This is a genomic window from Pandoraea sp. SD6-2 (assembly GCF_000389825.1).
GTDB lineage: Bacteria > Pseudomonadota > Gammaproteobacteria > Burkholderiales > Burkholderiaceae > Pandoraea > Pandoraea communis.
The window spans coordinates 126,480-149,329 of sequence record NZ_KB944452.1; the positions used below are offsets into that span (position 1 = coordinate 126,480).

Annotated in this window: 12 protein-coding genes and 1 riboswitch; of the genes, 5 read left to right on the top strand and 7 right to left on the bottom strand. The window is 64.1% G+C overall.

What is annotated here, in order from left to right:
* The first annotated feature begins 83 nt into the window (after positions 1 to 83).
* Positions 84 to 1,754 carry a hypothetical protein gene (locus tag C266_RS15600; RefSeq protein ID WP_010807043.1) on the top strand — a complete coding sequence of 557 codons (1,671 nt, stop codon included), beginning with the start codon at positions 84 to 86 and terminating at the stop codon, positions 1,752 to 1,754.
* Between the two features lie 70 nt (positions 1,755 to 1,824).
* On the opposite strand, the gene C266_RS15605 is transcribed toward C266_RS15600, so the two are convergent.
* The gene (locus C266_RS15605) at positions 1,825 to 2,280 is read right to left on the bottom strand and encodes a carboxymuconolactone decarboxylase family protein (RefSeq protein WP_010807044.1); all 456 of its coding nucleotides are present in this window, start codon (positions 2,278 to 2,280) and stop codon (positions 1,825 to 1,827) included.
* Between the two features lie 236 nt (positions 2,281 to 2,516).
* Here C266_RS15605 and C266_RS15610 point away from each other — a divergent pair, with 236 nt between their 5' ends.
* Both C266_RS15610 and thiC read left to right on the top strand, forming a co-directional pair.
* The gene (locus tag C266_RS15610; RefSeq protein WP_010807045.1) at positions 2,517 to 4,073 is read left to right on the top strand and encodes a PLP-dependent aminotransferase family protein; all 1,557 of its coding nucleotides are present in this window, start codon (positions 2,517 to 2,519) and stop codon (positions 4,071 to 4,073) included.
* A 125-nt stretch (positions 4,074 to 4,198) separates the two neighbouring features.
* Positions 4,199 to 4,297, top strand: a riboswitch (TPP riboswitch).
* Between the two features lie 73 nt (positions 4,298 to 4,370).
* Positions 4,371 to 6,287 carry a phosphomethylpyrimidine synthase ThiC gene (gene thiC, locus C266_RS15615; RefSeq protein WP_010807046.1) on the top strand — a complete coding sequence of 639 codons (1,917 nt, stop codon included), beginning with the start codon at positions 4,371 to 4,373 and terminating at the stop codon, positions 6,285 to 6,287.
* 152 nt (positions 6,288 to 6,439) lie between these two features.
* Here the strand turns inward: thiC and C266_RS15620 are convergent, their stop codons facing one another.
* A complete protein-coding gene (locus C266_RS15620; RefSeq protein WP_144265840.1) occupies positions 6,440 to 7,552 on the bottom strand; it encodes a hypothetical protein in 1,113 nt (370 codons plus the stop codon).
* A gap of 439 nt (positions 7,553 to 7,991) precedes the next feature.
* Here C266_RS15620 and C266_RS15625 point away from each other — a divergent pair, with 439 nt between their 5' ends.
* A complete protein-coding gene (locus C266_RS15625; RefSeq protein ID WP_010807048.1) occupies positions 7,992 to 9,329 on the top strand; it encodes a hemolysin family protein in 1,338 nt (445 codons plus the stop codon).
* On the opposite strand, the gene recD is transcribed toward C266_RS15625, so the two are convergent.
* The 3 genes from recD to recC are packed head-to-tail and all read right to left on the bottom strand — an operon-like array spanning position 9,301 to position 18,706.
* A complete protein-coding gene (gene recD / locus C266_RS15630; protein ID WP_010807049.1) occupies positions 9,301 to 11,451 on the bottom strand; it encodes an exodeoxyribonuclease V subunit alpha in 2,151 nt (716 codons plus the stop codon). The genes C266_RS15625 and recD overlap by 29 nt on opposite strands.
* Positions 11,448 to 15,284 (bottom strand): exodeoxyribonuclease V subunit beta, encoded by a 3,837-nt coding sequence (recB, locus tag C266_RS15635; protein WP_010807050.1) that lies wholly within the window; start codon positions 15,282 to 15,284, stop codon positions 11,448 to 11,450. Before recB ends, recD begins: the two co-directional genes overlap by 4 nt.
* Positions 15,281 to 18,706 carry an exodeoxyribonuclease V subunit gamma gene (recC, locus tag C266_RS15640; RefSeq protein ID WP_010807051.1) on the bottom strand — a complete coding sequence of 1,142 codons (3,426 nt, stop codon included), beginning with the start codon at positions 18,704 to 18,706 and terminating at the stop codon, positions 15,281 to 15,283. Before recC ends, recB begins: the two co-directional genes overlap by 4 nt.
* A 255-nt stretch (positions 18,707 to 18,961) precedes the next feature.
* Between recC and C266_RS15645 the strand changes: the two genes are divergently transcribed.
* Positions 18,962 to 21,184, top strand: coding sequence for an FUSC family protein (locus C266_RS15645; RefSeq protein ID WP_010807052.1), 2,223 nt, complete (start codon positions 18,962 to 18,964; stop codon positions 21,182 to 21,184).
* A 30-nt stretch (positions 21,185 to 21,214) separates the two neighbouring features.
* Here the strand turns inward: C266_RS15645 and C266_RS15650 are convergent, their stop codons facing one another.
* Positions 21,215 to 21,853 carry a response regulator gene (locus C266_RS15650; protein ID WP_010807053.1) on the bottom strand — a complete coding sequence of 213 codons (639 nt, stop codon included), beginning with the start codon at positions 21,851 to 21,853 and terminating at the stop codon, positions 21,215 to 21,217.
* Between the two features lie 384 nt (positions 21,854 to 22,237).
* Positions 22,238 to 22,795, bottom strand: coding sequence for an NADPH-dependent FMN reductase (locus C266_RS15655; RefSeq protein ID WP_010807054.1), 558 nt, complete (start codon positions 22,793 to 22,795; stop codon positions 22,238 to 22,240).
* Positions 22,796 to 22,850: the final 55 nt, after the last annotated feature.

The window sequence follows — 22,850 nt, forward strand, 5'->3', positions numbered from 1 at the left end:
TCATCGGTGCGCCCCTTCGGAAGCGTCCGTCAATGCTGCGGATGCCGTCCGCTGCCCGGTGCGATTCGATACCTCTCGACGCCATGCCCGACACACCTGCCCCAAACCTCGCCCGCGCTACCGCCGACGCGCCTGCGCTCGTCGTGCGCCTCGACGCCCCTCAGAAGATCAATGCGCAACCCGTGCGCTACCAGAGTCTGTGGCTGTTGATGCGGGTCTATTACGCGGCGCGTTACGAGACGTCGCCCGTCTCCCTGGCGTCGCTGAAAATCCGTTTCGGTCAGTCGGGTGTGGCAGGTGATTTGCGCATGCTGATCAGCCGCGCGTTCTCCGACTTCACCCGCTGGGGCATCGCTGTGGGCTGGGGCGACGACAGGCTCGCCGACGTGTGTCTGCTGCCGACGCGCGGCCGGGGCAAAGGGCCGTTCTGGCTAGCCCGGCATGAGATGTCGCGCATCGTTGTGGCGATCGGAGACACGACGCCCGACGATCCGCGTCGCGCCATTGCCGCATTCCTCGGATTGCCGCAAGACGCCGCACCGGATACGCAATCGCCTGCGCTCGATTACGTCATGCAAGACATCGCGTTCTGGCATCACCTGACGCTTGGCAAGCGCGATATGCAGGACGGGGTGTTCTTCGCACCGCCGCAAGCGTCCTCGCAGGGAGCCGCGGCGCGGCGCCAGCGCACGGGCGCGATCCCGTCGTTCCATGCGGCGCAGGTGTGTGCCGTCGACGACGTGCAACGCGGCATCGCCCTGCTCGCCGAAACAATCGTGTGGCGCCGCATGGGCGACGCGGCGCGCACGAAACAGACGCTCGCCACACTCGCCGCGACCTTCGGCGCGGCCCCGCCGGGCTCGCCCACGTTACGCGCCATGCATTGGATCGTGCAGGCGTGGCAGGCTTACGCCTTGCGCGACGAGGCAGGCGCGTTTGCACATCTGCAACGCATCGGAGACGACGCCTCGCTCGCCCCTTGCCTCGTCTACAACCCGCGCATCCGCTTCGAAAGCCGGAATCTGCAAGCGTTGCTGTACAAGTCGCACGCCGCGCGTCCCGGTCCGATGCCCGCACGGGCACAGTCGGCCGCCAATGCGCTGGCCGCGTTCTCCGACGCCTTGCAGGCAGCATTCGAAGCCGACTCCATCGAACTCGCACAGCACGTCGCGGCGAACATCGGGCTGTCGTTGTGGCTGTTCTGGCAGGGCGCACTCATCGATCCCGGCAGACGCCTCGCTGCCGCCGACGTGCAGCGTCAGGCGCTGCGCTGGATCGGTCTGTCGGAATGGATCTGCGACCGCTTCGGTGTAGGCGGCAACTCCGTCTGGAATACCGTCTTCCTGTTGCGTATCGCGCGGGGCGCCGTACCGGTGCGGCGCGACCCCGATCTGACGACCTTGCGCGCGAGCACACCCCTTGCCGTCGACGCGTTCCTCGACGCCGTGCAGCCGTTCGGTGCGCCCTTCTCCCGGGCCAAGGGTTTCACGCAATGGACGGATGTGGTGGCCACGACGCTCGCCGATCACGAAGAGGGACGCATTCGCTTCGAGCCGCTGCAGCTCGCCAACCTGTGGTTCGAGATGCTGTGGTTTGCGCTGCATCAGGACGGCGATTCGCCGCAGGCGTTGCACGCCGCGCGATCGCTGGGCCGCGTGCTGCCGATGCTGCCGCCGCCCGACCGGCGGTTCTTCCGCGACGCGCTACGGCTCATGCCGCGCGAGTTTCAGCGCGAAGTGCGTCTGGCGCAGTGACGTTGGCGTCGGTTGGCGTCAGACGGCGCTTCGCTTCGCATCGCGTCAAGAATCGCGCCGTCATGCAGCCTCAGCGCACGCCCTGCGGGGTTTTCGGCAGCGCCGACCGGAACGAAATCGCCACCCGGTTCCACGCGTTGATCGTGGCGACGGCGAACGTCAGATCGGCGATCTGCTTGTTGTCGTAGTGGGCGCGCAACTCGTCGAAAACATCGTCCGGCACGTGGCCATCCTGGACGTTGGTGACGGCTTCCGTCCAGGCCAGCGCGGCACGCTCGGCCGGCGAATACAACTCGGTCTCGCGCCAGGCGACGAGCAAATGCAAGCGACGCGGGTCGATGCCGATTTTCAGGGCGTCGGCCACGTGCATGTCGATGCAGAACGCGCAGCCATTGAGTTGCGACGCGCGGAGCCAGACCAGTTCGACCAGCCCGTCCGGTAAGCCGCAGTCATGGAAATAGTGGCTCAACGTGCCCAGATGTTCGTACGGGCGCGGCGCCGCGTTGATGAAGTTCAGGCGTTGCATAAGTCGATTCTCCCTTCAGGTCAGATAATGCCGAGGTAACAGGTGTATGTCGTCGTCACGCATACGATGCATTCACACCCCAAACGATACGCACGCCTTGTCTCATCCAGAAGAGCCAAAACCTAATAGAATCGGTAGGCCAAGATAAGCCCGACCGGAAACCGGCGCCGACAAAGCGCGGAGGGCTTATCCATCGAGCCCCTACCCAGCCCCCAAGCCACGCGAGGCATTGCGCGATGTCCGAAAAATCCAGCCCTGCCGCACTCGCGGCCCTGCATCTGGCCGATGCCGCGCAGGCCGCCGGCGTTCCCACCTACCGCGCGCTTTACGAGCGCATCCGCGACGGCATTCTCTCGGGCAAGCTCGCGCCATCGAGCCGGCTGCCCTCGACGCGGGCGCTCGCGAGTGAACTCGGCGTGGCACGCGGAACGGTCGAAGCCGCGTATGAACGGCTGGTCGCGGAGGGCTTCGTCGTGGGGCGCGGCGCCGCAGGCAGCCGCGTCAACCCGCAGTTGGATGGCACGCGTCTCGGTGCCGCGGCGAAAGCCATACCGCCGCAAGCCAACGCCACCCGGTCGCACCGTCCCGAAGCGGCCACCGGCGAAAAGTCCGACTCGCCAACGTTGCCCGGCCACGCGCAGCCAGAGAACCCCAGCAGCATTGCGCTAAACGCCTTCGGTATGCCGTTGCCGTTGCAGAACGGCCTGCCTGCCCTCGACGAATTCCCGCGCAAATTGTGGGCCCGGCTCGCGGCGCGTCATGCACGACATCTTTCCCCCGAAGGGCTGCACTATCAGAGCGCCATCGGCTGGGCACCGCTGCGCGAGGCCATTGCCGGTTATCTGGCGATCGCACGGGGCATTCATTGCGAACCTGGTCAGATCATCGTCACCGCCGGCTATCAGGGTGCCCTCGCATTGATCGCACGCGTGCTACTGCGTCCGGGCGATGCCGTATGGTGTGAAGATCCGGGCTATTTCCGCGCGCAGGAGGCGCTTCGGATGAGCCGCGCCGCGCTGGTGCCGGTGGCCGTCGATCATGACGGACTCGACGTCGCTGCGGGCGAGCGGGCCGCCCCCGACGCCCGGCTCGCGGTCGTCACGCCCTCGCATCAGTCACCCTTATCGGTCACGCTGCCGCTCGCGCGCCGCCTCGCGCTGCTGGCGTGGGCTCAGGCGCATGACGCCTGGATCGTCGAGGACGACTACGACAGCGAATTCCGCTACACCGGCGCACCGTTGCCGGCGCTCAAGAGTCTGGACGGCGGGGAGCGCGTGCTCTACGCCGGGTCGTTCAGCAAAGTGCTGTTTCCCGGCTTGCGCCTGGGCTATCTGGTCGTGCCGCCCGCGCTGTGCGACGCGTTCATCGCCAGCGCGTCGCTCTCGTCCCCAGCGCAGGGATGGATCGAACAGGCCACCGTCACCGACTTCATCACACAAGGACATTTCAGCCGCCACATCAAGCGCATGCGCCAGCTCTACGGAGAACGCCGTGCCGCGCTCGCGCAGGCGCTGCGTGAACACCTGCCGGGACGCATCGAACTCGCGCAGCAAGCCGGCGGCATGCATCTGCTCGGCTGGCTGGCGCCGCACCGCCATGATCGCGCCCTGTGCCGCACCGCGTTCCGGCACGGCATTGCACCGGGCGCGCTGTCGTTCTTCAGCCTCACCCGCCAGTTGCCGCCCGCGCTCGTGATGAGCTTTACCAACGTGCCCGAAGCCCTGGCCGGGGATGTCGCCCAACGGCTCGCACGCGCGTTCGACGAAGACGACAAGACACCCGCCCTCACCTGACGCAGGCAGCGCACCCCACGGTGGGTGTCGGCAATTCTCATGTCGCATTGCACCATCGGTGGTTCACGCTTTTCGGGACACACCGCGCTTGTGTTTGCCCGGCATGTCGGTGTATCGTTGCCGCAAAGCTAGCGCAGGGGTCCTGCAACGTGAGTTGTGGGTGAGAAATACCCTTAGAACCTGATCTGGATAATGCCAGCGCAGGGAGCGTAGAAGTTCCTCGCCCCCGTTCATGCTCCTGAGCCGCTTTGCGCCGAATTTGTCGGCGTCAACACGTGCCCCGCCAGGAGACATTGCATGAACGCCAATCCGAAATTCCTCTCAGCCAACGCGCGCGTGGACGAAGCCGCGATCGCACCGCTGCCGAATTCCCGAAAGATCTACGTCACCGGCTCGCGCCCCGACATCCGTGTTCCGATGCGTGAAATCTCGCAATCCGACACGCCGACGAGCTTTGGCGGCGAGAAGAACCCGCCGATCTTCGTCTACGACACATCCGGTCCGTACACCGATCCCGACGCCAAAATCGATATCCGCTCCGGCCTGCCTGCCCTGCGCGCCACCTGGATCGACGAGCGCGGCGACACCGAAGCGCTGCCGGGCCTCACGTCCACCTTCGGCCGTGAGCGCGCCGCCGACGCCGCGACCGCCGATCTGCGCTTCCCCGGCCTGCATCGCACGCCGCGCCGCGCCAAGGCCGGCAAGAACGTGACGCAAATGCACTACGCGCGTCAGGGCATCATCACGCCCGAGATGGAATACATCGCCATTCGCGAAAACCTGCGCCGCCAGGAATACATCGAAAGCGTGCGCAACGCCGGCCCGCAAGGCGAGCGTCTGGCCAAGCTGCTCTCGCGCCAGCATCCGGGGCAGCATTTCGGCGCCAGCATTCCCGCAGAGATCACGCCGGAGTTCGTGCGCAGCGAAATCGCCCGCGGCCGCGCCATCATCCCGAACAACATCAACCACCCGGAATCCGAGCCGATGATCATCGGCCGCAACTTCCTCGTGAAGATCAACGCGAACATCGGCAACTCGGCCGTGACGTCGTCGATCGGCGAAGAAGTCGACAAGATGACGTGGGCGATCCGCTGGGGCGGCGACACGGTAATGGATCTGTCGACCGGCAAGCACATTCACGAGACGCGCGAATGGATTCTGCGCAACAGCCCGGTGCCGATCGGCACGGTGCCGATCTATCAGGCGCTCGAGAAGGTAAACGGCAAGGCCGAAGAACTGACGTGGGAAATGTTCCGCGACACGCTCATCGAACAGGCCGAACAAGGCGTGGACTACTTCACGATTCACGCCGGTGTGCGCCTCGCGTATGTGCCGATGACCGCCAACCGCATGACCGGCATCGTGAGCCGCGGCGGCTCGATCATGGCCAAGTGGTGCCTCGCCCATCACAAAGAGAGCTTCCTGTACACGCACTTCGAAGAGATCTGTGAAATCATGAAGGCGTATGACGTCGCATTCTCGCTCGGCGACGGTCTGCGTCCGGGCTCGATCTACGACGCCAACGACGAAGCGCAACTCTCCGAACTGAAGACGCTGGGCGAACTCACGCAGGTCGCCTGGAAGCACGACGTGCAGGTCATGATCGAAGGCCCGGGCCACGTGCCGATGCAGCTCATCAAGGAGAACATGGATCTCCAGCTCGAGTACTGCGACGAAGCCCCGTTCTACACGCTCGGACCGCTGACGACGGACATCGCCCCCGGTTACGACCACATCACGTCGGGCATCGGTGCCGCGACCATCGGCTGGTATGGCACCGCCATGCTGTGCTACGTCACGCCGAAGGAACACCTTGGCTTGCCGAACAAGGACGACGTGAAGGAAGGCATCATCACGTACAAGCTTGCCGCGCACGCCGCCGATCTGGCGAAGGGCCATCCCGGCTCGCAGATTCGCGACAACGCCCTGTCGAAGGCACGCTTCGAATTCCGTTGGGAAGACCAGTTCAATCTGGGCCTCGATCCGGACAAGGCACGCGAGTTCCACGACGAAACGCTGCCGAAGGACTCCGCGAAGGTCGCCCACTTCTGCTCGATGTGCGGACCGCACTTCTGCTCGATGAAGATTACGCAGGACGTGCGCGATTACGCCGCCAAGCAAGGCATTACCGACGAAGCGGCGCTCAAGCAGGGCATGGAAGTCAAGGCCGTCGAGTTCGTCAAGAGCGGCGCCGAAATCTATCGCCGCACCTGACGCGACGCCTCTGCGCTCGGTGTGCCCGATGACTCGTTTGTGCCGCGCCTGAGCCGATCATCAATGCGAAATGCCAACGCGCCCGGGTAACACCGGGCGCGTTTTTTTACGAATGACGCCTGACGATCGGGCGTTTGCCCGGCCGGCTGCGCTTACCGCTGTACCGACGCATCGGTGGTGCCCTCGGCCGGCGCCGTGGGCAAACCGCGCAGGGTGAGTTGATTGCGCAGCCGCTGTGTCGCAATGTGCGGCGGCTTCGACGACATCGACGTTGCCAGTGCCGTAAAGGACTTCGTGTTTGATGCGGGCAGCGCCGCCGCGTCCATCACTTCCGAGTGGCGCATCTCCCAGTGACGCTCGCCGAGTTGCTCGATGCCGAGGGTAAGCTTGACCCAGTCGTCCGACCCTAACGCGACGGCGGGCGGCAAATCGGATCGCACCATTGCCTGATGCATCGGCAGGCCGTCGGCGTATCCCACGCGAAGCATCCATTCCGTGCTCGCACGCGTGGGCAGAACACGAGACCCCTGATGCAGACGGTCGCACACCTTCTCGATGAACGTCGCGGGCGACTCCAGTTCGTCACACGCTCTCGACCACTCTTTCTTGCCAGCCAGCGCCGGGTGGCCCGTCCACCGCCGCGCGGTATCCGCGACGATGGTCGTCACGTCGTCACGGCCACTGTCGAACGGCACCGTGCCGTTGCGCCCGCCCGTACCGAGTAACGATCCGCACACGATGCCCCGGCAAATCTGCGCGCGCTCGCTGCGACCGTAGGGCATACGGACCGGATGACTGCTGCTGTCGACTGACACGATTCGCGGATTGACGTTTTCCGCACTGGCGCAAACATGAAGGGTTTCCACGGCGGACGCGCTCAGCACCGGTTGCCCGCCTCGCCCTGCGCCGCTCGTGGGGGCAGCCAAGGGTGCCAGCAGCACATTGACGCTATCCGCGTCGACATGCCCCGGCAGGTACGGGCCGAAGGATGTTTCCGGCGACGTGCCGAGGAAATCGTTGACGAATTGCTTGTCCAAGTGTTGTCGCATCGGCACGACTTGCGGGTCACGAATCACCGAAGGATGTATCAAACTGCCAACGCGGGCGTTGGCAACCCTCACCAGCGGAATACCTTCAGGGTTGGCAAGTCCCGCCGCTGGATCGAGGGCGATAGGCGCCGGTGCCGCAATATTGCCCATGCCGGGCGGGTAGTGAGATGCCTGTATACCGTTCATCGTCGTACGTTCCTCAGGAAAGAGAAGCATGGCCTGTTGCCACGGCCCCGACACTGCGTCGATGCGGCTTTCACGATGCCCGAGGGGGCGAACGCCCATTGTCGGTTCTGTACACGAGGTCTCGCAGCTCGGGTAAGGCACCGCCCTGACGTAGACAACGGCAGTGAGTCCCCGCCCGCCCCGGCAGGATCCGCTGTCGGCTTGCCCCGAAGTTATGGCATGCTATCGGACAGCGGTACAGCCGACGCGGCTGACGCGGCCCGCCAGACGGGGCACACGGCTTATTTCACTCGCCGTTGGCGCCGGACCGGGGACGCGTTTCCCGCGCTCCAGCCCGAAGGCATCTCAAAATGATGGCCCACAGGCCTTGTTTTGAAATGTTTCCCTGCTACCGGATCCTTCATCGTGCAAACGGGTCCGGCCTGCGTCGCGGCAATGTACCCGCTCTCGCACTTACAGGGATAACAATATGAGTGGTTACGGTTTTCTTTTCAGTATCTTCTTGCTGGTTCTGGTGAGCGCTTTCTTTTCCGCCGCCGAAATCTCTCTGACTGCCGCCAAGCGCACCAAGCTGCAAGTGCTCGTGGAAAAGGGCGATCTGCAGGCCGGCAAAGTGCTCGCGCTCAAGGAGCAGCCCGGCAGCTTCTTCACCGTCGTGCAGATCGGCGTCAATGCGGTCGCCGTGCTTGGCGGGGTGCTCGGCGAGAGCTTCCTGACCAGTTACCTGTTCGGGTGGCTCTCGGCGTTTATCGATCAGGCGCTCGCCTTGCGCCTCGCAGGCATCGGCTCGTTCCTGTTCATCACGATCGCCTTCATCCAGTTCGCCGATCTGATTCCCAAGCGCCTCGCAATGGTGAATCCCGAGCGTGTCGCCACGGGCATCATCGATCCGATGCTGCTTTGCCTGAAGCTCCTGCGCCCGCTCGTCTATCTGTTCAACGGGGTGGCGAACCTATTCCTGCGTCTCTTCAAGTTGCCCACGCACGCCATCGAGAACATCACCTCGGAAGACATTGCCGCCATGGTCGGTGCCGGTGCGCAGGCCGGTGTGGTCCGCAAACAGGAACTTCATCTGATTGAAAACGTGTTCGAGCTGGAATCGCGCACGGTCGGCTCGGTCATGACGTTTCGCGACGACGTGGTGTACTTCACCATCGCGGAAGAAGAGCGCAGCATTCGCCAGAAGATGATCGAAAGCCCGCACTCGAAATATCTCGTGTGCCGCGACGAGATCGACAACGTGCTGGGCTACGTCGACTCGAAGGATCTACTCCAGCGCATTGCCAGCGAAGACCTGTCGAGCGTGATCCGCAATCTGGATCGCCTCTACGCGAAGAAGCTGCTGGTCATTCCCGACACGCTCAATCTGTCCGAAGCGCTGGCGCGCTTCAAGGAAACCCGCGAAGGCTTTGCCGTCATCATCAACGAATACGGTCTGGTCGTTGGCGTGGTGACACTCAACGACATCGTCGGTGCCCTCATGGGCGACGTCATTCACCCCGCCGACGAAGATCAGATCGTGCAGCGCGACGACCACTCGTGGCTCGTCGACGGTGTGACGTCGGTCGAAGACGTGAAAAAAGCCCTCGACATCGACGAACTCCCCGGCGAAGGCGAATTTGAAACCATCGCCGGGTTCATGATCTATCAGCTCAAGCGCATTCCGAAAAAATCCGAAGCGACGGAAGCCGCGGGCTACAAGTTCGAAGTGGTCGACATCGACAACTACAAGATCGATCAGTTGCTCGTCACACGTTTGGGCTCGACGTCCGAGACGGCTATCTCGGCGTCGAATCCGGCATCGTAGCCAGCACTTCCCGCAACCGGTCGGTCAATCCGCCATCGCGCTGCGTCGGCCGCGCGATGGCCGACGCGATCACCGGCCAAGGCGCATACAGCCACGCCTGACGGCGTGCCCGTGTCACCCCCGTGTAGACCAGTTCGCGCGACAATACCCGGCTCGCCTGCTCCGGCAGCACCATCGCCACGCGCTCGAACTCCGAGCCCTGCGACTTGTGAATCGTCATGGCGAACGCTGTCTCGTGCGCAGGCAGACTGGCGGGCGAGTAGAGGCGATACCCGCCGTCCGGTGTGGCGAACGCCACACGCAGCGTGCCGGACGGACCAAGAGGCAGTGCGATGCCGATGTCGCCGTTGAACAGGTTCAGCGCATACTCGTTCTGCGTGACCAGCACCGGGCGTCCTGCAAACCATGCGCCGCCGCCGGTACCGAGCGCCACGCCGGCGCGACGCGCCAGCAGCGCCGTCAGTTGTGCGCCGAGAAACTCGACACCGCGCCGCCCGCCGCGTGTCGCGCACAACACGCGGAACTGGCCGAACGCTGCGAAGACCGGCTGCGCGACCATGGCGATATCGGCCGTGGTGACCGCCGCAGGGTCGCCGAGTTGCCCGATCGTCGTCACCGCTTCGGCCAGCGCATCGAGGTACGCCGAATACCCGTCGGCCAGCGCGTTCAGGTGGGCGGGCGACAATTGAATGCCGCCGTCCTCGCTAAGCATTACCCGGTCTGCCCCCTCCGTGTCACCCTCCGCCTCCGTACCAAGCGCCTGCGATGCGGCGGCATGCGAGCGCGCGTCGCGCTCATCGTCGGGGATAGTGAACTCCTTTCGCGCCTCGATCACCTTGCCTGCCTTGATCGCGGTAGCCAGCCGGCCGATGGCGGAGTGCGCCCCGAAGCGATAGGTACGCTCCAGCCACACAACAGTGTCTTCCAGGCCCTGCGATACGTGCGCATTTCCTCCGCCCCCCCCTTGATTGCCATCCGCAATGGCGATGGCGGCCAGCGGTCCCGACCGGGGCGGCGCTTCAGCGGGCCATTCCAGCGCGGATAACAAGCGCGAACGCATGTCCGGGGAAAATGTCCGTTGCGCACTCAACTCCCCGAATACGGCCCCCGCCTCGACTGCCGCCAATTGATCTTTGTCCCCCAACAGGATCAGACGCGCACCTTCGGGCACGGCTTCGAGCAATTGCGTGGCCATCGACAAATCGATCATCGACGCCTCATCCACGACGATCAGGTCGTAGGGCAGCGGGTTGCCCGCGTGGTGGCGAAAGCGCCGGCCGACCTGCTCCGCAGACTCGGGCAAGACGCCAAGCAGCCGGTGCAGCGTCACTGCGGCTTCGGGCAGCGCCTGACGCACCGTCTCAGGAAGGTCCTGCCGTGCCGTCAACGCCTCCTGCATACGCTGTGCCGCCTTGCCTGTGGGCGCGGCGAGCGCCACCCGCAGGTTGGCGTCGCGCTCGAGCAAACATGCGAGCAAGCCCACCACAGTGGTCGTCTTGCCCGTGCCGGGGCCGCCACTAAGCACCACCAGCGAACGTTGCAGCGCAAGCGCTGCCGCCGCCATCTGCCAATTGGGTTCGCGTTGCCCGTCGGGGGAAGCGAGCACGCCCTCGCCGAAATAGCGCCGCAGACGCGCGCGATCGTCGGACGTTACCGGCGTGCGGACAGTCGACCACAACTTGCGTCCGAGCGCCGCCGCCAGACGCGCCTCATAACCGTAATAACGCGCCAGATAGAGCCGATCCTGATCGTCGATCAGCAACGGAAAGGCATCGGCCTGCGCGTCGTCCGTCAGGGCCAGCGCGAGACTGGCGCGGGCGCACAAGCCGCTGGCGAAGAGCGCATCCCGCCAAACGGACAAGGCCGGTGCGTCGCCAGGGAACAGCTCACCGCTGGCCTGCGCGTCGAGCAGATTATCGAGCGGCACGCAGACGTGACCTTCGGCCGTGGCGAGACTTACCGCGAGCGCGGCACGCCAGACGTAGCGGCACGCCACATCGTCCGCACCATGCCCTCGTGCGAGCAGCGCCATCCGACGTGCGAACCCTTGCGCCAGTCGCACCACGCCGCTATCGGCTATCGGTGCACCCGAGACATCGCCGGTATGACGGTGATCGCTCATACGCCCTCCCCGTCGAGCACCGCGTCGCCACTGCGCGAGTCAAGCGCCAGCGCTTGCACCAGCGCTGGGTTTTCGCCCGCGGAGAACAAACGGTCGAGCGCGTCGACCATCTCACGCGACGGCTTGTCGAAGAAAACGCCTGGCACATCGTCACCGGCCAGATGCGCACTGGCCCAGTCGGGCCGAACGCCCCGGACAAAGAGGTAGAGGCTGCCCCCCATGTCGCGGTCGTAATCGTAATGTGTCATACGCCGTTGCAAATAGCGGTGCAACGCCAGGGTGTAAAGCAGATATTGAAGGTGATAGCCATGCTCGGCCATCGCTTCGCGCAGGCCGTCGGCACCGTAGTTCTCGGGTGCCGTGCCGAGATAGTTCGACTTCCAGTCAAGAATCCACCATTGACCACCGTGACGGAACACCAGATCGATGAAGCCCTTCAGGTAGCCACGCAACACGGTGGCATCGAGCGGCAGATCCGGGTATCCGAACTGGCGCAACAAGCCGCGCAACGCGTCGAGCGACACGGCATCGGCCGGATAGGTGAACTCCATTTCGGTGAGCCGCTCCGCCAGCGCCACATCGGCCAAATGCAGACCGGGACGCAGCGGTGTCGCCAGGGTGTCGGCCAGCATGTTCATCATCATGGCCCGCCACGTATCGTTGTGTTCGGCACCTCGCCCCGGCGGACGTTCACGCAGGGCCCGCGAGACAGCATGCGGCCACTGCGCACGCGACTGGAAATCGGCCAACTCGAACACGCGGTGCAAGCTCTCGCCTGCGGCTGGGCCGCGTGGGAAACGAAGAATATCGTCGGCCGGTGGCCAGGCGTCGTCACCCTCGGGCGGCAAGGCGAACGTCGGCCCCGCATTCGCTTGCGCATCGTAGTCGGGGCGCGTGCGCTCCGGCGCGCTGAGCTGACCGCCTCCCAGTTGAGGGCCCGCGTGCATTCCGGCTAACAATCCGGAGAAGCTGCCGATGCGCCAGATTTCTCGCAACGCCCGCGTACTGGCACGCGTGGTGATTTCGGGGGCTGCATCATGTGCGACGCGCGTGCCGGCATCGAGCGCATCGCCTGTCGGTAACGGCACGACAGCCAGCGGTCCGCCGACAAGCGCCTTCCACGCCGATCGGATAGCGGCAACCCGTTCGTCGGTATCGACCGTCGACGTAATCCACGCGTCGAACGGCACGCCCTGCCCGGCGGCCAACCAATTCAGCATGCCGCCGCACGCCTCTTTCACGCTCCGGCGCGACGCGTAAATACCTGCCGCCAGATAGCAGCGATAGACCGCACGTGTGAGCGCAACATACAGCAGCCGCGCCTGCTCCGCCGACTGCTCCTGCCGGAGCGCGGCCGCCGCCGGTGAGCCCTTGCCCGCAGCATCGGTAAAATCGATCACCGCCGTAGGGCCGTCGTGGTATTCAAGTCCATCGAGGCTGCCGCCGTCGCGCACCGCACCATCCCAAAGGAACGGACAGAAAACCACGCCGTACTCGAGCCCCTTCGACTTGTGAACGGTCACGATCTGCACCAGATTCTGGTCCGACTCGAGACGCAACTGCGCTTCTTCACCGCCACTCGCATTGCGTTGCGACGCCAGCCAGCGCAGCAGCGCCGGCATGCCCGGCTGCTCGGCCCAGCGTGCCTGCGCAAGCTCAGCCAGATGCATGAAGTTCGTCAGGCGCCGCTCGCCGCCCGATTGCGCGACGAGCCGTGCCGCCAGCCCCAGTTCGCGCATGAGTGTGCGCCACATGGCCGAGAAACCACGATCGATCCACAACTGACGATACCGCTGCAACCGCTCGATCCACGCGATCGCTTCCGCATCGGAGGCTTCGCTGGTCTGCATGCGATACAACGCCGTTGCATCGAGCCCGAACAGTTCGGTGGCGAGCGCCGCGCGCAATGCGCGCACATCGCCGGGCGATTCCACCGCGCGTAGCACCCGCAGCAGTGTTTCGGCTTCTTCACTCGCAAACACGGAGTCCTGCGTCAGTTCCACACTGCCCACGGCATGTTCCGCGAGCATCGCTTTCATCAAGGCGCCCTGCCGGTGCGTCTGCACAATCACCGCAATGTCGGCAGGCGCCAGTGGCCGCTCGCCGACGAGGACTTCGCCACGCGACGCACGCGCCAGCAAGCGCGCCACCTCCGCAGCGGTGGCGCGCGCACAGGCCTGTTGCGCGTCATCTTTGGACAGCGGTTCGTCATCGTCCGGCAACCACCAGACAGTGAAGTCGGCCACCTCGCGAACGTCCGACAGCGGTGGACGCCGGCGAGCCCCCGGACGCACCGGCGGATACTCGAGTCCGTCGAGCACGAACGCCCGGTCGTTGGCACCGAACAAACGATTGCCCGCCTCGATGATGGCCGGTGTCGAGCGCTGATTGACGGCGAGCGTGTACGCCGCGTCGGCGTTCTCGCGCGCAGCCAGATAGGTATGGAGGTCCGCCGCGCGGAAGCTATAGATCGCCTGCTTCGGATCGCCGACCATGAACATCGGTCCCGGCGTCTCATCCGGCGCAGACATCGCCCGCTGTCCATACACCGCGCTGAAGATGGCGAACTGCAGCGGGTCGGTATCCTGAAACTCGTCGATCAACGCGCAGGGGTAGCGCGAGCGCAAGGCGTCGGCGAGATCGGGGTGCTGGGTCAGCGCGCGCGCGATATTGCCAAGCAGATCGTCGAACGACACCACGCGCAACTCGCGTTTGCGAAGTGCCAGTTGGTCGGGGGCCTGGGTCAACCACTCGCGCAAAATCCTCAGCCATTGCATTGCGTAACGTTCGTCGGCATCGGCGCGCGCGCGTACGAGAACGTCCGCCATCTCGAAGAACCGGTGATCGGGCGGCGTCTCGCCCTTCTTGATGTCCTTGGCCAGGCGCGTCGTCGTGAGCAACTCCGCCTTGGGACTCAGCAGCGCAGCGGCGTCGCGCGCCCCGAGATAGCGCTGCCATGCCGAAACGGCTTGCGCGAGCGAGGTCTCGTGATAGATGTTCTTCTTGTACGACGGCAATGCGGCGCGCATCAGATCGGCAATCGCCGATGCCTCGGCTTCCCAACAGTCCGACGCCGCTGCGTAGGTCGCGAGCAACGCAGCATCGGCCGACGCTTGCGCTTGCCCCTCCACTGCCGCAGGCCAGCGCAGCGCCGACATCGGCTTCTTCAGCCGGCGCGCCAGTTGGTCCGTAAGCGTGCCCGGCGAGCGCTTGCGATCTACCAGCCATGCAGCGAAACCATCGTCCTGTGCCGCCAGCGGTTCGACCACGCGACGCCAGAATTCGACCGCCAGGTCGTGCCGCACACCATTGTCGTCCGGCACCAGTTCGTAGGCGAACGGCAGCCCGGCGGCGAACGGCACCTCCGCGAGCGCACGCTGGCAGAAACCGTGAATCGTATGAATGGATGCCTGATCGAAGGCTCGCAACGCCGTTTGAAGACAGTCGCGAATCGCCTTCGGCGTCATCTCACCGCGCTCGATCAACCCGGCGATCATCACGTTGAACAAGGGGTCGTCGCTGGCATCGGGGTCGAAGTCGGGAAATTCGTCTTCCGCGGCTTCGTTCGCCGTGCCGTCCTCCTCCCCGAAAACCGGCGCCATCGCGGCGACCAGCCCGGCCAGCCGCCCGCGGATACGCTCACGCAACTCGGCCGTCGCGGCATTGGTGAAGGTGACGACGAGAATCTGCTCGACCGTCAGTTGTTTTTCCAGCAGCAAGCGCACGTACAGCGCGCAGATGTTCCAGGTCTTGCCGGTACCGGCCGACGCCTCGATGAGGCAAACGCCATCGAGATCGCAACTGAAGACGTCGAGGTCGATGAGCTGAGTCATGCGCCCTCCACGACGTCAAGGTGCTGCACCACCGGACCGAATACCGTGTTGGCGAGCAAGTCGAACGGCGACGCCAGCGGGTTCTCGACCCCACGCCAGATCAATCGCGTGTAGGGGTCGTCCGAGTCGCCGCGCGCGAAGGCCGAACCAAGCCACGCGTTCTCCGCCTCGCCCGGCTTCCCTGTGCTCGCCAGCTTCCAGGCGCTGCGAGCAAAGAACGGCAACGGCCGGGTCTGCCCCAGCCGGTACAACGCCACCCACTGCCCCAGCAGCGTCGCCGCGTCGTCGACCGGACGCAAGGCAAACGTCTCGTCTTCACCGTACCAAAGGGTTCTGGCCGCCACATCCAGCCCGGCATGCTCAGGCTGCTGAAGATGCGCACAAAGCGCGAGATGCGCCAGCCATGCCGCCAGCAGATCGCTCGGACGCATGCTGCCGTATCGATACATCACCAACCCGTAACGCGACACGGGCGCCAGACGCCCCTGCAACAGGCAATCCGCAGACAGGGTAGCGTCACCGTGCCATGCCGCATCCGTCGACTCGCGCCATGACGGCGGCAACGCGGGTTTCAAGGGCAGCGTTACCAGTAGCTCTTGCGTGCCCTCGGCCTGCGCTTCCCTCACCTGCGCCGCCAGCGCACGCAGGCCGCCCAGCTCTCGTCGGCGCCAGACGGCACCGGTCGCACCGCCCGGCAGCTCATGGCTCACATTCGCAATACGCTCAATGGCGTCGACGTGCGTGCGCATATCCCGTCCATCGTGACGCAAAAGCCGCGGCAACAGCCGCGCCGCCAGCGCATCGCGTCCGGCCCAATCGAGCACGAAGGGCTCTTCGTCTTCAACCTCCGTCAGCATCTCGCCAAGCGACAGGCCCAGCCTGTCGCGCGCCCAGGCTCGGCCCGGGTGACGCCAGAAGCGCAACAGATCATCGAGTGTCAGATGCGTTTGTGCAATCGCAGGTAACGACTCGCGCACAAAAAGCGCAGCGGGAGCCTCCGGCGCAGGAGAAGCCAGTTGCTCCGCCAATTGCTGCGCCGCTTCGCCGTTGGACACGTCATAGCTAAAGAGGGACGCATCGCGCCCGTCGAAATATGCCGGAGAAAATGGCTGCAACGGATGCAGCACCACCAGACGCTCGCGCGCTTCGCGCTGATCGTCGAGGGAGTATCCCTGTGACACCGGCGCCAGAAACTGCCCGGTGAAGTCGAGCAGTTCGTCCACAGCAGTCGATGGCGGCAACGGCGCGTTATCGCGCACGCTTCGCCCGGTATATGTCATCAGAAACCGATCCTGCACACTCAACATCAGATCGAGAAAGAGATTGCGCTCGTCGTCGCGGCGCTGGCGATCGCCGCGCTGCGGCAGCGCACGCATCAAATCGAATTCGTCGGCACGTACGCGCCCCGGCAGCACCCCGTCGTCCATCCCGAGCATGCACACCACGCGGTACGGCAGCAGTCGCAGGCTCGGAATTGCCGCGAACGTCACCCGGCCCGACGGCACACCGCCGCGAGTCGGGTCGTCGAGCGCATCGGCCAGCACACGCGACACCACTTCGACCGGCACCCGCACCTCGGGCGCACCGTCGGCAATGGCAGAACCGATCTGCTCGATGGCCATGCGCACTTCGGCAACATCGTCGGCAAAGCGGGGTTCGTCGGAGAAGAATTGCTCCAGCATGGCCAGCAACTGATCGCGCCACGCGAGCCCTGTGCGCTCGGTTTGCAACGTCACGGCTGTCGCGTCGAGATCGTCGATCAGCCGCGCCAGTTGCCCCAGAAGTTCGGCGCGCCCACCTTCGATCCCCCCGACAGGAAGCCAATCGTCGACCGGCAGCGCATCGTCCGGCAACGCGTAGCCGAGGAACAATCGCATCATGGCGTCACCCAGCGTGTGCCGCTCCAGCGCGGGCGCGACGTTCGCTTCGGCTGCCGGTAGCGTCGCCGGACGCTGGGCGTCGAGTCGCAACAGCGCATCGCCGCGCCAGCCGCGCCGGGCGCCCGCGGCGTGCAGCCAGTTCTGAATGGCGTCGAGCACGTTGCCACCGAGGTCATAGCGTTGCGCGACGGCCTCCGTGCGCGCCAGTTCCACCAGACTCGATGCCGCCACGCGTTGCTGCGGCAACGCCAGAATCGAGGCAAAGGCGCGGGCGACGGGATTGGTGCGCGTTGGCGGCAGACCGGTCACCAGATAGGGAATGCGAGGCGTCGCCGTACCGAACACGGCATCGATGAGCGGCGCCGCCCGGCCCAGATCCGGCACAGTGATCAGCACGTCATCGGGACGCAAGTCCGGAATTTCGTCGAAGCACGCCAGCAATCGGTCGTGCAGCACTTCGATCTGGCGCGCCAGGCTATGGCACACATGCACCTGAACCGATCCGTCGGCGCCGACGCCGTCGGGCGGGCCATGACGGCCGTCGTCCAGCGTGAGAATGCCGTTCTGCAACGCGGCGAGCAACGTCGGCGCAGGATTCGGTTGGAACAGCGCCCTGTCCTCCACGGCTTGCGGCGCCAAATCGGCATACAGTGCGTCGATATGCGACTGCGTCTGCCGTCCCCACTCGGCGAGCAGGGGGTGTCCCACTTCCCGATGTGCGACGCCGTCACGGCGCGTCAGGTACGACAGACGCGACGGCGGCACGATGTCGAACCAATAGCTTTCGCACGGATTGAGGACATACAGGTGGACGTCGATCAGGCGAGACATCGCCTTGAGCAGCGCCATCGACAGAGGCGGCATCGACGACAGCGCGAACACCGAGACACGCGAGGGCCATCCGACGGGCACCGTCTCAGGTGTGAGTTGCTCGATCCGGTCGATGGCGCGCAGCGTCGGGTGACGCTCGCGAATCTCCAGATGCGCCAGCACCTGCCGCCACAACGCACTCTGCCACGCTTCGTCGTCGCGCTGCACCTCGCCCCAGCCCGTTGCCACCCCTGGCTCGATGGTGTCGCCCGATTGCCACCGTTCGAGCCAGTTCGGCCGGTATGTCAGGTATTGATCGTAGATATGCGCCAGACGATCGGCCAGTTCGAAGCGCATGACATCGTCCGCCCCCGACAGATAGCCCGCCAGACGCGGCGAGGCTTCCACCCACGGTTGCGCCAGACATTGATACAGCGGCCAGACGAGGCGGTCCGGCGCGAACGGCGAACTCTCCGGCACCGTGAGCAGCTTGCCCGCCATGTCCCACAGCCATTGGGCCAGATAGGCCAGACGGACGTTGGCACACACGCCGAAGACATCCGCATAGTCCAATTCAAGCCGGCGCCGCACCGCCACACTTGGCACGACGATGGTTTCCGTCTCGAACGGATTGCCAGCGTCGCCGGCACTGCCGCCGGGCACTTGGGCAAGATCGCGCAGCAGCGCGGCTTCGAGCGTGGTGAACCGGTTGGAAAAGAATAGGTGGAGCATGCGGGCGTGGCGGGTTGGCGGGTCTGTTCGCAAGCATAGCAAATGCCCCGTAGCGAAGCCGATCGGGCAGATCCGAAAACCTGCCCCTTCATGAGTCACACGGGCGTTGCATCTCGTCGCAAGCATGTCCCCGCGCCGCATGTAACCGGCGGTATCCCCTCTTCGCGGCGCCCGGGGCTTCGGCTAGACTCTCACTGCGCCGCGCCCTACCCCTTGGCGTAGCCGCCTTTGCTGCGGAACTCTCGCACCCGACGCATGGACTACCAGACCGATATCAAGAAGTTCCTATATAGCCATTACTTTTTCAGCGGCACTCGTCAGGCAGTGGGGGTCGTGCTGCCCGCCCTCGTCCTCTTCTGGGGGATGGACCAGCACCTGCTCGGCATCGAAGTCGCCTCGGGAGCCCTGTGCGCGAGTGTGGTCGACATCAACGGGCCACTGCGTCACAAGCACACGGAACTGCTCAGTTGCACGCTGCTCGGCGCGCTCACCGTCCTGATCACCGGCATGGCCACGGCGGCGCAGCCGTGGCAGCTTTGGATCACCTCGCTGATTCTGACCTTCGGCCTGTCGATGCTCGTGGTCTACGGCTATCGCGCGTCGATGGTGAGCTTTGCCTGCCTGATGATGATGGTGCTCAATGTCGAAGCCGATCTGACGCGACATCAGGCGGTGCTCGACGCCGGCGCCGTTCTGGCAGGCGGTCTCTGGTACACCTATTTCAGTCTCATCGTCTGCCGCGTCTGGTGGTTTCGCATCGAACAGCAAACGCTCGCCGAGTGTTTCTTCGTCACGGCGGAGTATCTGGAAGCCAAGGCGGCGTTCTACGATACATCGACCGATATCGACGACTGCTACCGGCGCCTGATCGCGTCGCAGGTCAATGTCGTGGAAAAACAGCAGGCTGCGCGCGAAATCATTCTTCGCAATCTTCCACGCCTGCGCAGCGGCACGCTCGAACCGCGCCGCACGATGCTGTTCAACCTGTTCATCAACATCGTCGATCTGCATGAGGTGGTGGTGTCGGTGCACACCGACTATCCGATGCTGCGCCGGGAGTTCGCCAACAACGACGTACTTCTGTTCTTCCGCGACATGATCCGCAAGATCGCGAATGAAGTGGACGCCATCGGTTACGCCATCGCCACCAACGAACCGTCGCGAGCCCAACGCAGTTGGCGCGCGGAATTCCGCGCCATCGAGTATGAGATCGAGCTGATGCGCAAGCAGTCGCTGCCGCAGCGTGCGCCCGAGGCCTACCAGGCGCTCACCAGCACGTTCCGCCGCGTGTGGAGCAGCACGCGGATCGTGGAGCGCATGCACCGCAACACGAACCTCGCGACGGCGGGCGCGGCTACCGAAGTGCAGATCGATCAGGCACTTCTGCGTTTCACGTCACGGCAGAGCTTCTCGCCGAAATTGCTCTGGAAGAATCTGACATTTTCGTCGCCGAGCTTTCGCCACGCGTTACGAGTGACGATCGCCATTTCGGCCGGACTCATGATTTGCGAGAACTGGTCACTGCTCGCCGGACAGGCGCACAGCTATTGGGTGCTGCTCACGATCATCGTGATTCTGAAGCCCGGCTTCAGCCTGACCAAGCAGAAGAACGCCCAGCGTCTGACCGGCACGCTTCTGGGCTGCGTCAGCGTGCTGCTGATTCTGTCCTTCGTGCACAAGCCCTGGATGCTGCTCGCGCTCATGTTCTTCTGCATGGTCATGGGTAACAGCTTGTCGCTGTTCAACTACGGCCTGTCGGTCGTATTCATGTCGTCCTACGTGCTGCTGCTGTTCCACTTCCTGTTGCCCGGGTCGCTGTCCGTGATCGGCGAGCGCGCCATCGATACGCTGATCGGCTCGGCCGTGGCGCTGGTCTGCTCGTATCTGTTCCCCTACTGGGAATACCGGCTGATGGGGCCGCTCATCCGGCAAGCCGTGCAGTCGACGCGCGCCTATCTCGAATCGTGTGCCGGTCGCGAGGGCAAGCGTGACGACTTCGCCTATCGCATGGCGCGCAAGGACATGCATATCGCCTTCGGGAATTTCGGCGCGGCCTTCAAACGCATGATGCTTGAGCCGAAGTCCAAACAGGTTTCAGTCGGTGAACTCAACGATCTATTGGTGCAGAACCATGTGATGGCGTCGTACATCACCGGCATGGCCGACGTGCTGCCGCGCCAGATTGCCGCCGACAAGAGCGGTGAGCTGGGGCAGGTCGTGTCCGCCATCAGCGATCTGCTCTCGCAGGCGGTCGCGGCACCGGCGGCGTCGGTGCCGACCGACACGCAGGCTGCGAGCGATGCGATGCGCGATTACACGCGGCGTCTGGACGCGCTGGTCGTCGCGCAAGAGCAGCAACCGGACGCCTCCGAGACCCACGTTCAGGAAATCAAACAGGTGGTGCATCAGCTCAAGCAGATGCTTCGGGCGGGCGAGTTGATCCTGCGCGATATGCGGGGAATTCGGTTGCCGGCCTGATATTTGGGGCATCTGGCCGGCAGCCGTCCCTCAGGTAATGCCAGTGCGCATGGCGTAGTGATAGAGATCGACGTCACGGTCCAGCCCGAGCTTGCGCATGGCGTTGGTCTTCTGCGAACTGACCGTCTTCACGCTACGGCTGAGCTGGAACGCGATTTCGCTGATCGTGAGGCCGGAGACGAACAGCCGCACCACCTCTACCTCGCGGCCCGAGAGTTTCGACGCATCGATCTCGGCGTCGTCAACCACCGAGTCGTGCAGCCTTGTCGCCAGCCCCGCCGGAATGTATCGGCTGCCGTCCGCCACCACACAAACGATGTCGGCAATCGAACTCTGCTCGTCGAGCTTCGAGAGAATCGAATGCACGCCAAGCTTGAGCATGCCGCGAAGAATCGCCAGGTTTTCGAGCATCGTGACGACGATGATCTTGATGTTGGGAAAATACCGGCGCACGTAACCGATAAGAAAAAGCCCGTCCTTGAAGTTCCCCCCCGGCATCGAGAAATCGGTCACCAGAATGTCGCAGGGCGCCTTGGCCAGCAAATTCACGAGTTCCGACGAATTGCCCGCCTCGCCGACCAGATGAATCATTTCCCGCTCTTCGAGCAGACGTCGTATTCCATAACGCACAATCGGATGGTCATCTGCGACCACGACATTGATCGTCATCGTTGCCCCCTCTCTTTTTTCGTCATCTGACAGCACCGTCACCGCCGCAACGCGCGCACGGTGCTTCGCGCCTGTCATCGCATCGAAGCGCGTTCATTCTGGCAAAAAGGGATCGTGCCGACCGGATGGGAAACGTCACATAGTCGATTCGGACGGGCATTCCTGCCACGCGGTGTGGTCAACGGGCGAGACGCCCGCATGCTGCCCGATAGAGCGGGCACTGCAGCCTAACGGCTTGACGGCACTCGCCCGGAGGTGAAATTGCTTGGCCGCATGGCACGGCAGTTCGTGCTACTCGCGTCACCGGCATCAGAAGGATTTACCACGGGCGTTTCCGGCATTCCGATTGTGAAGTTCGGAATTACCTTAAACACCGAGATCGGATCAAGAGAACGAACCAGCCTGTTCGCCACAGGTTGGACGGATGGCTTCCACGAAGTCAGACAAGAACGCCGATATTTGTGCCCCATACCCGCGTAGAGACAGCACATCGGCAATCTCCTCTGGAGATTTACCGATAAGAGGGACCCGTAGGAACAAGGGCTCAAGGAAGCCGTCACTAACGGTCGAAAGCACAAGCCGCAGAGATGCAAGCATCTCATCGCCTCGATGAGATGCGTGTGCAAGAGCGATGGGTTTTCCAACGGTTTCAAATCGAGAAACCATCCAGTCGATTGCGTTTTTCAGGCCACCTGGAATCGCTCTTACATACTCGGGACTCGAGATAATGATGCCGTCGGAAGCTGATACGAGTTCCAGAAACTCGATGACTTGCTGCGGTGTATTGTTTCCCTCTGAGTCAGGTGAGAAGACGGGCAAGGTGTCCAGGCGATGAAAAACAGACAGCTTGACGTCGGCCGGGACGAAGTCCTTCATCGCCATCAGCAACGCAGTATTGGTGGAGTTCCGGCGTGCGCTACCGGAAATAGCCAAGAGTTTCATGTCAATGAAATTTTGATTGGGGGCCGCCCCCTGCCGGCCAACCTCGAAGGATGGA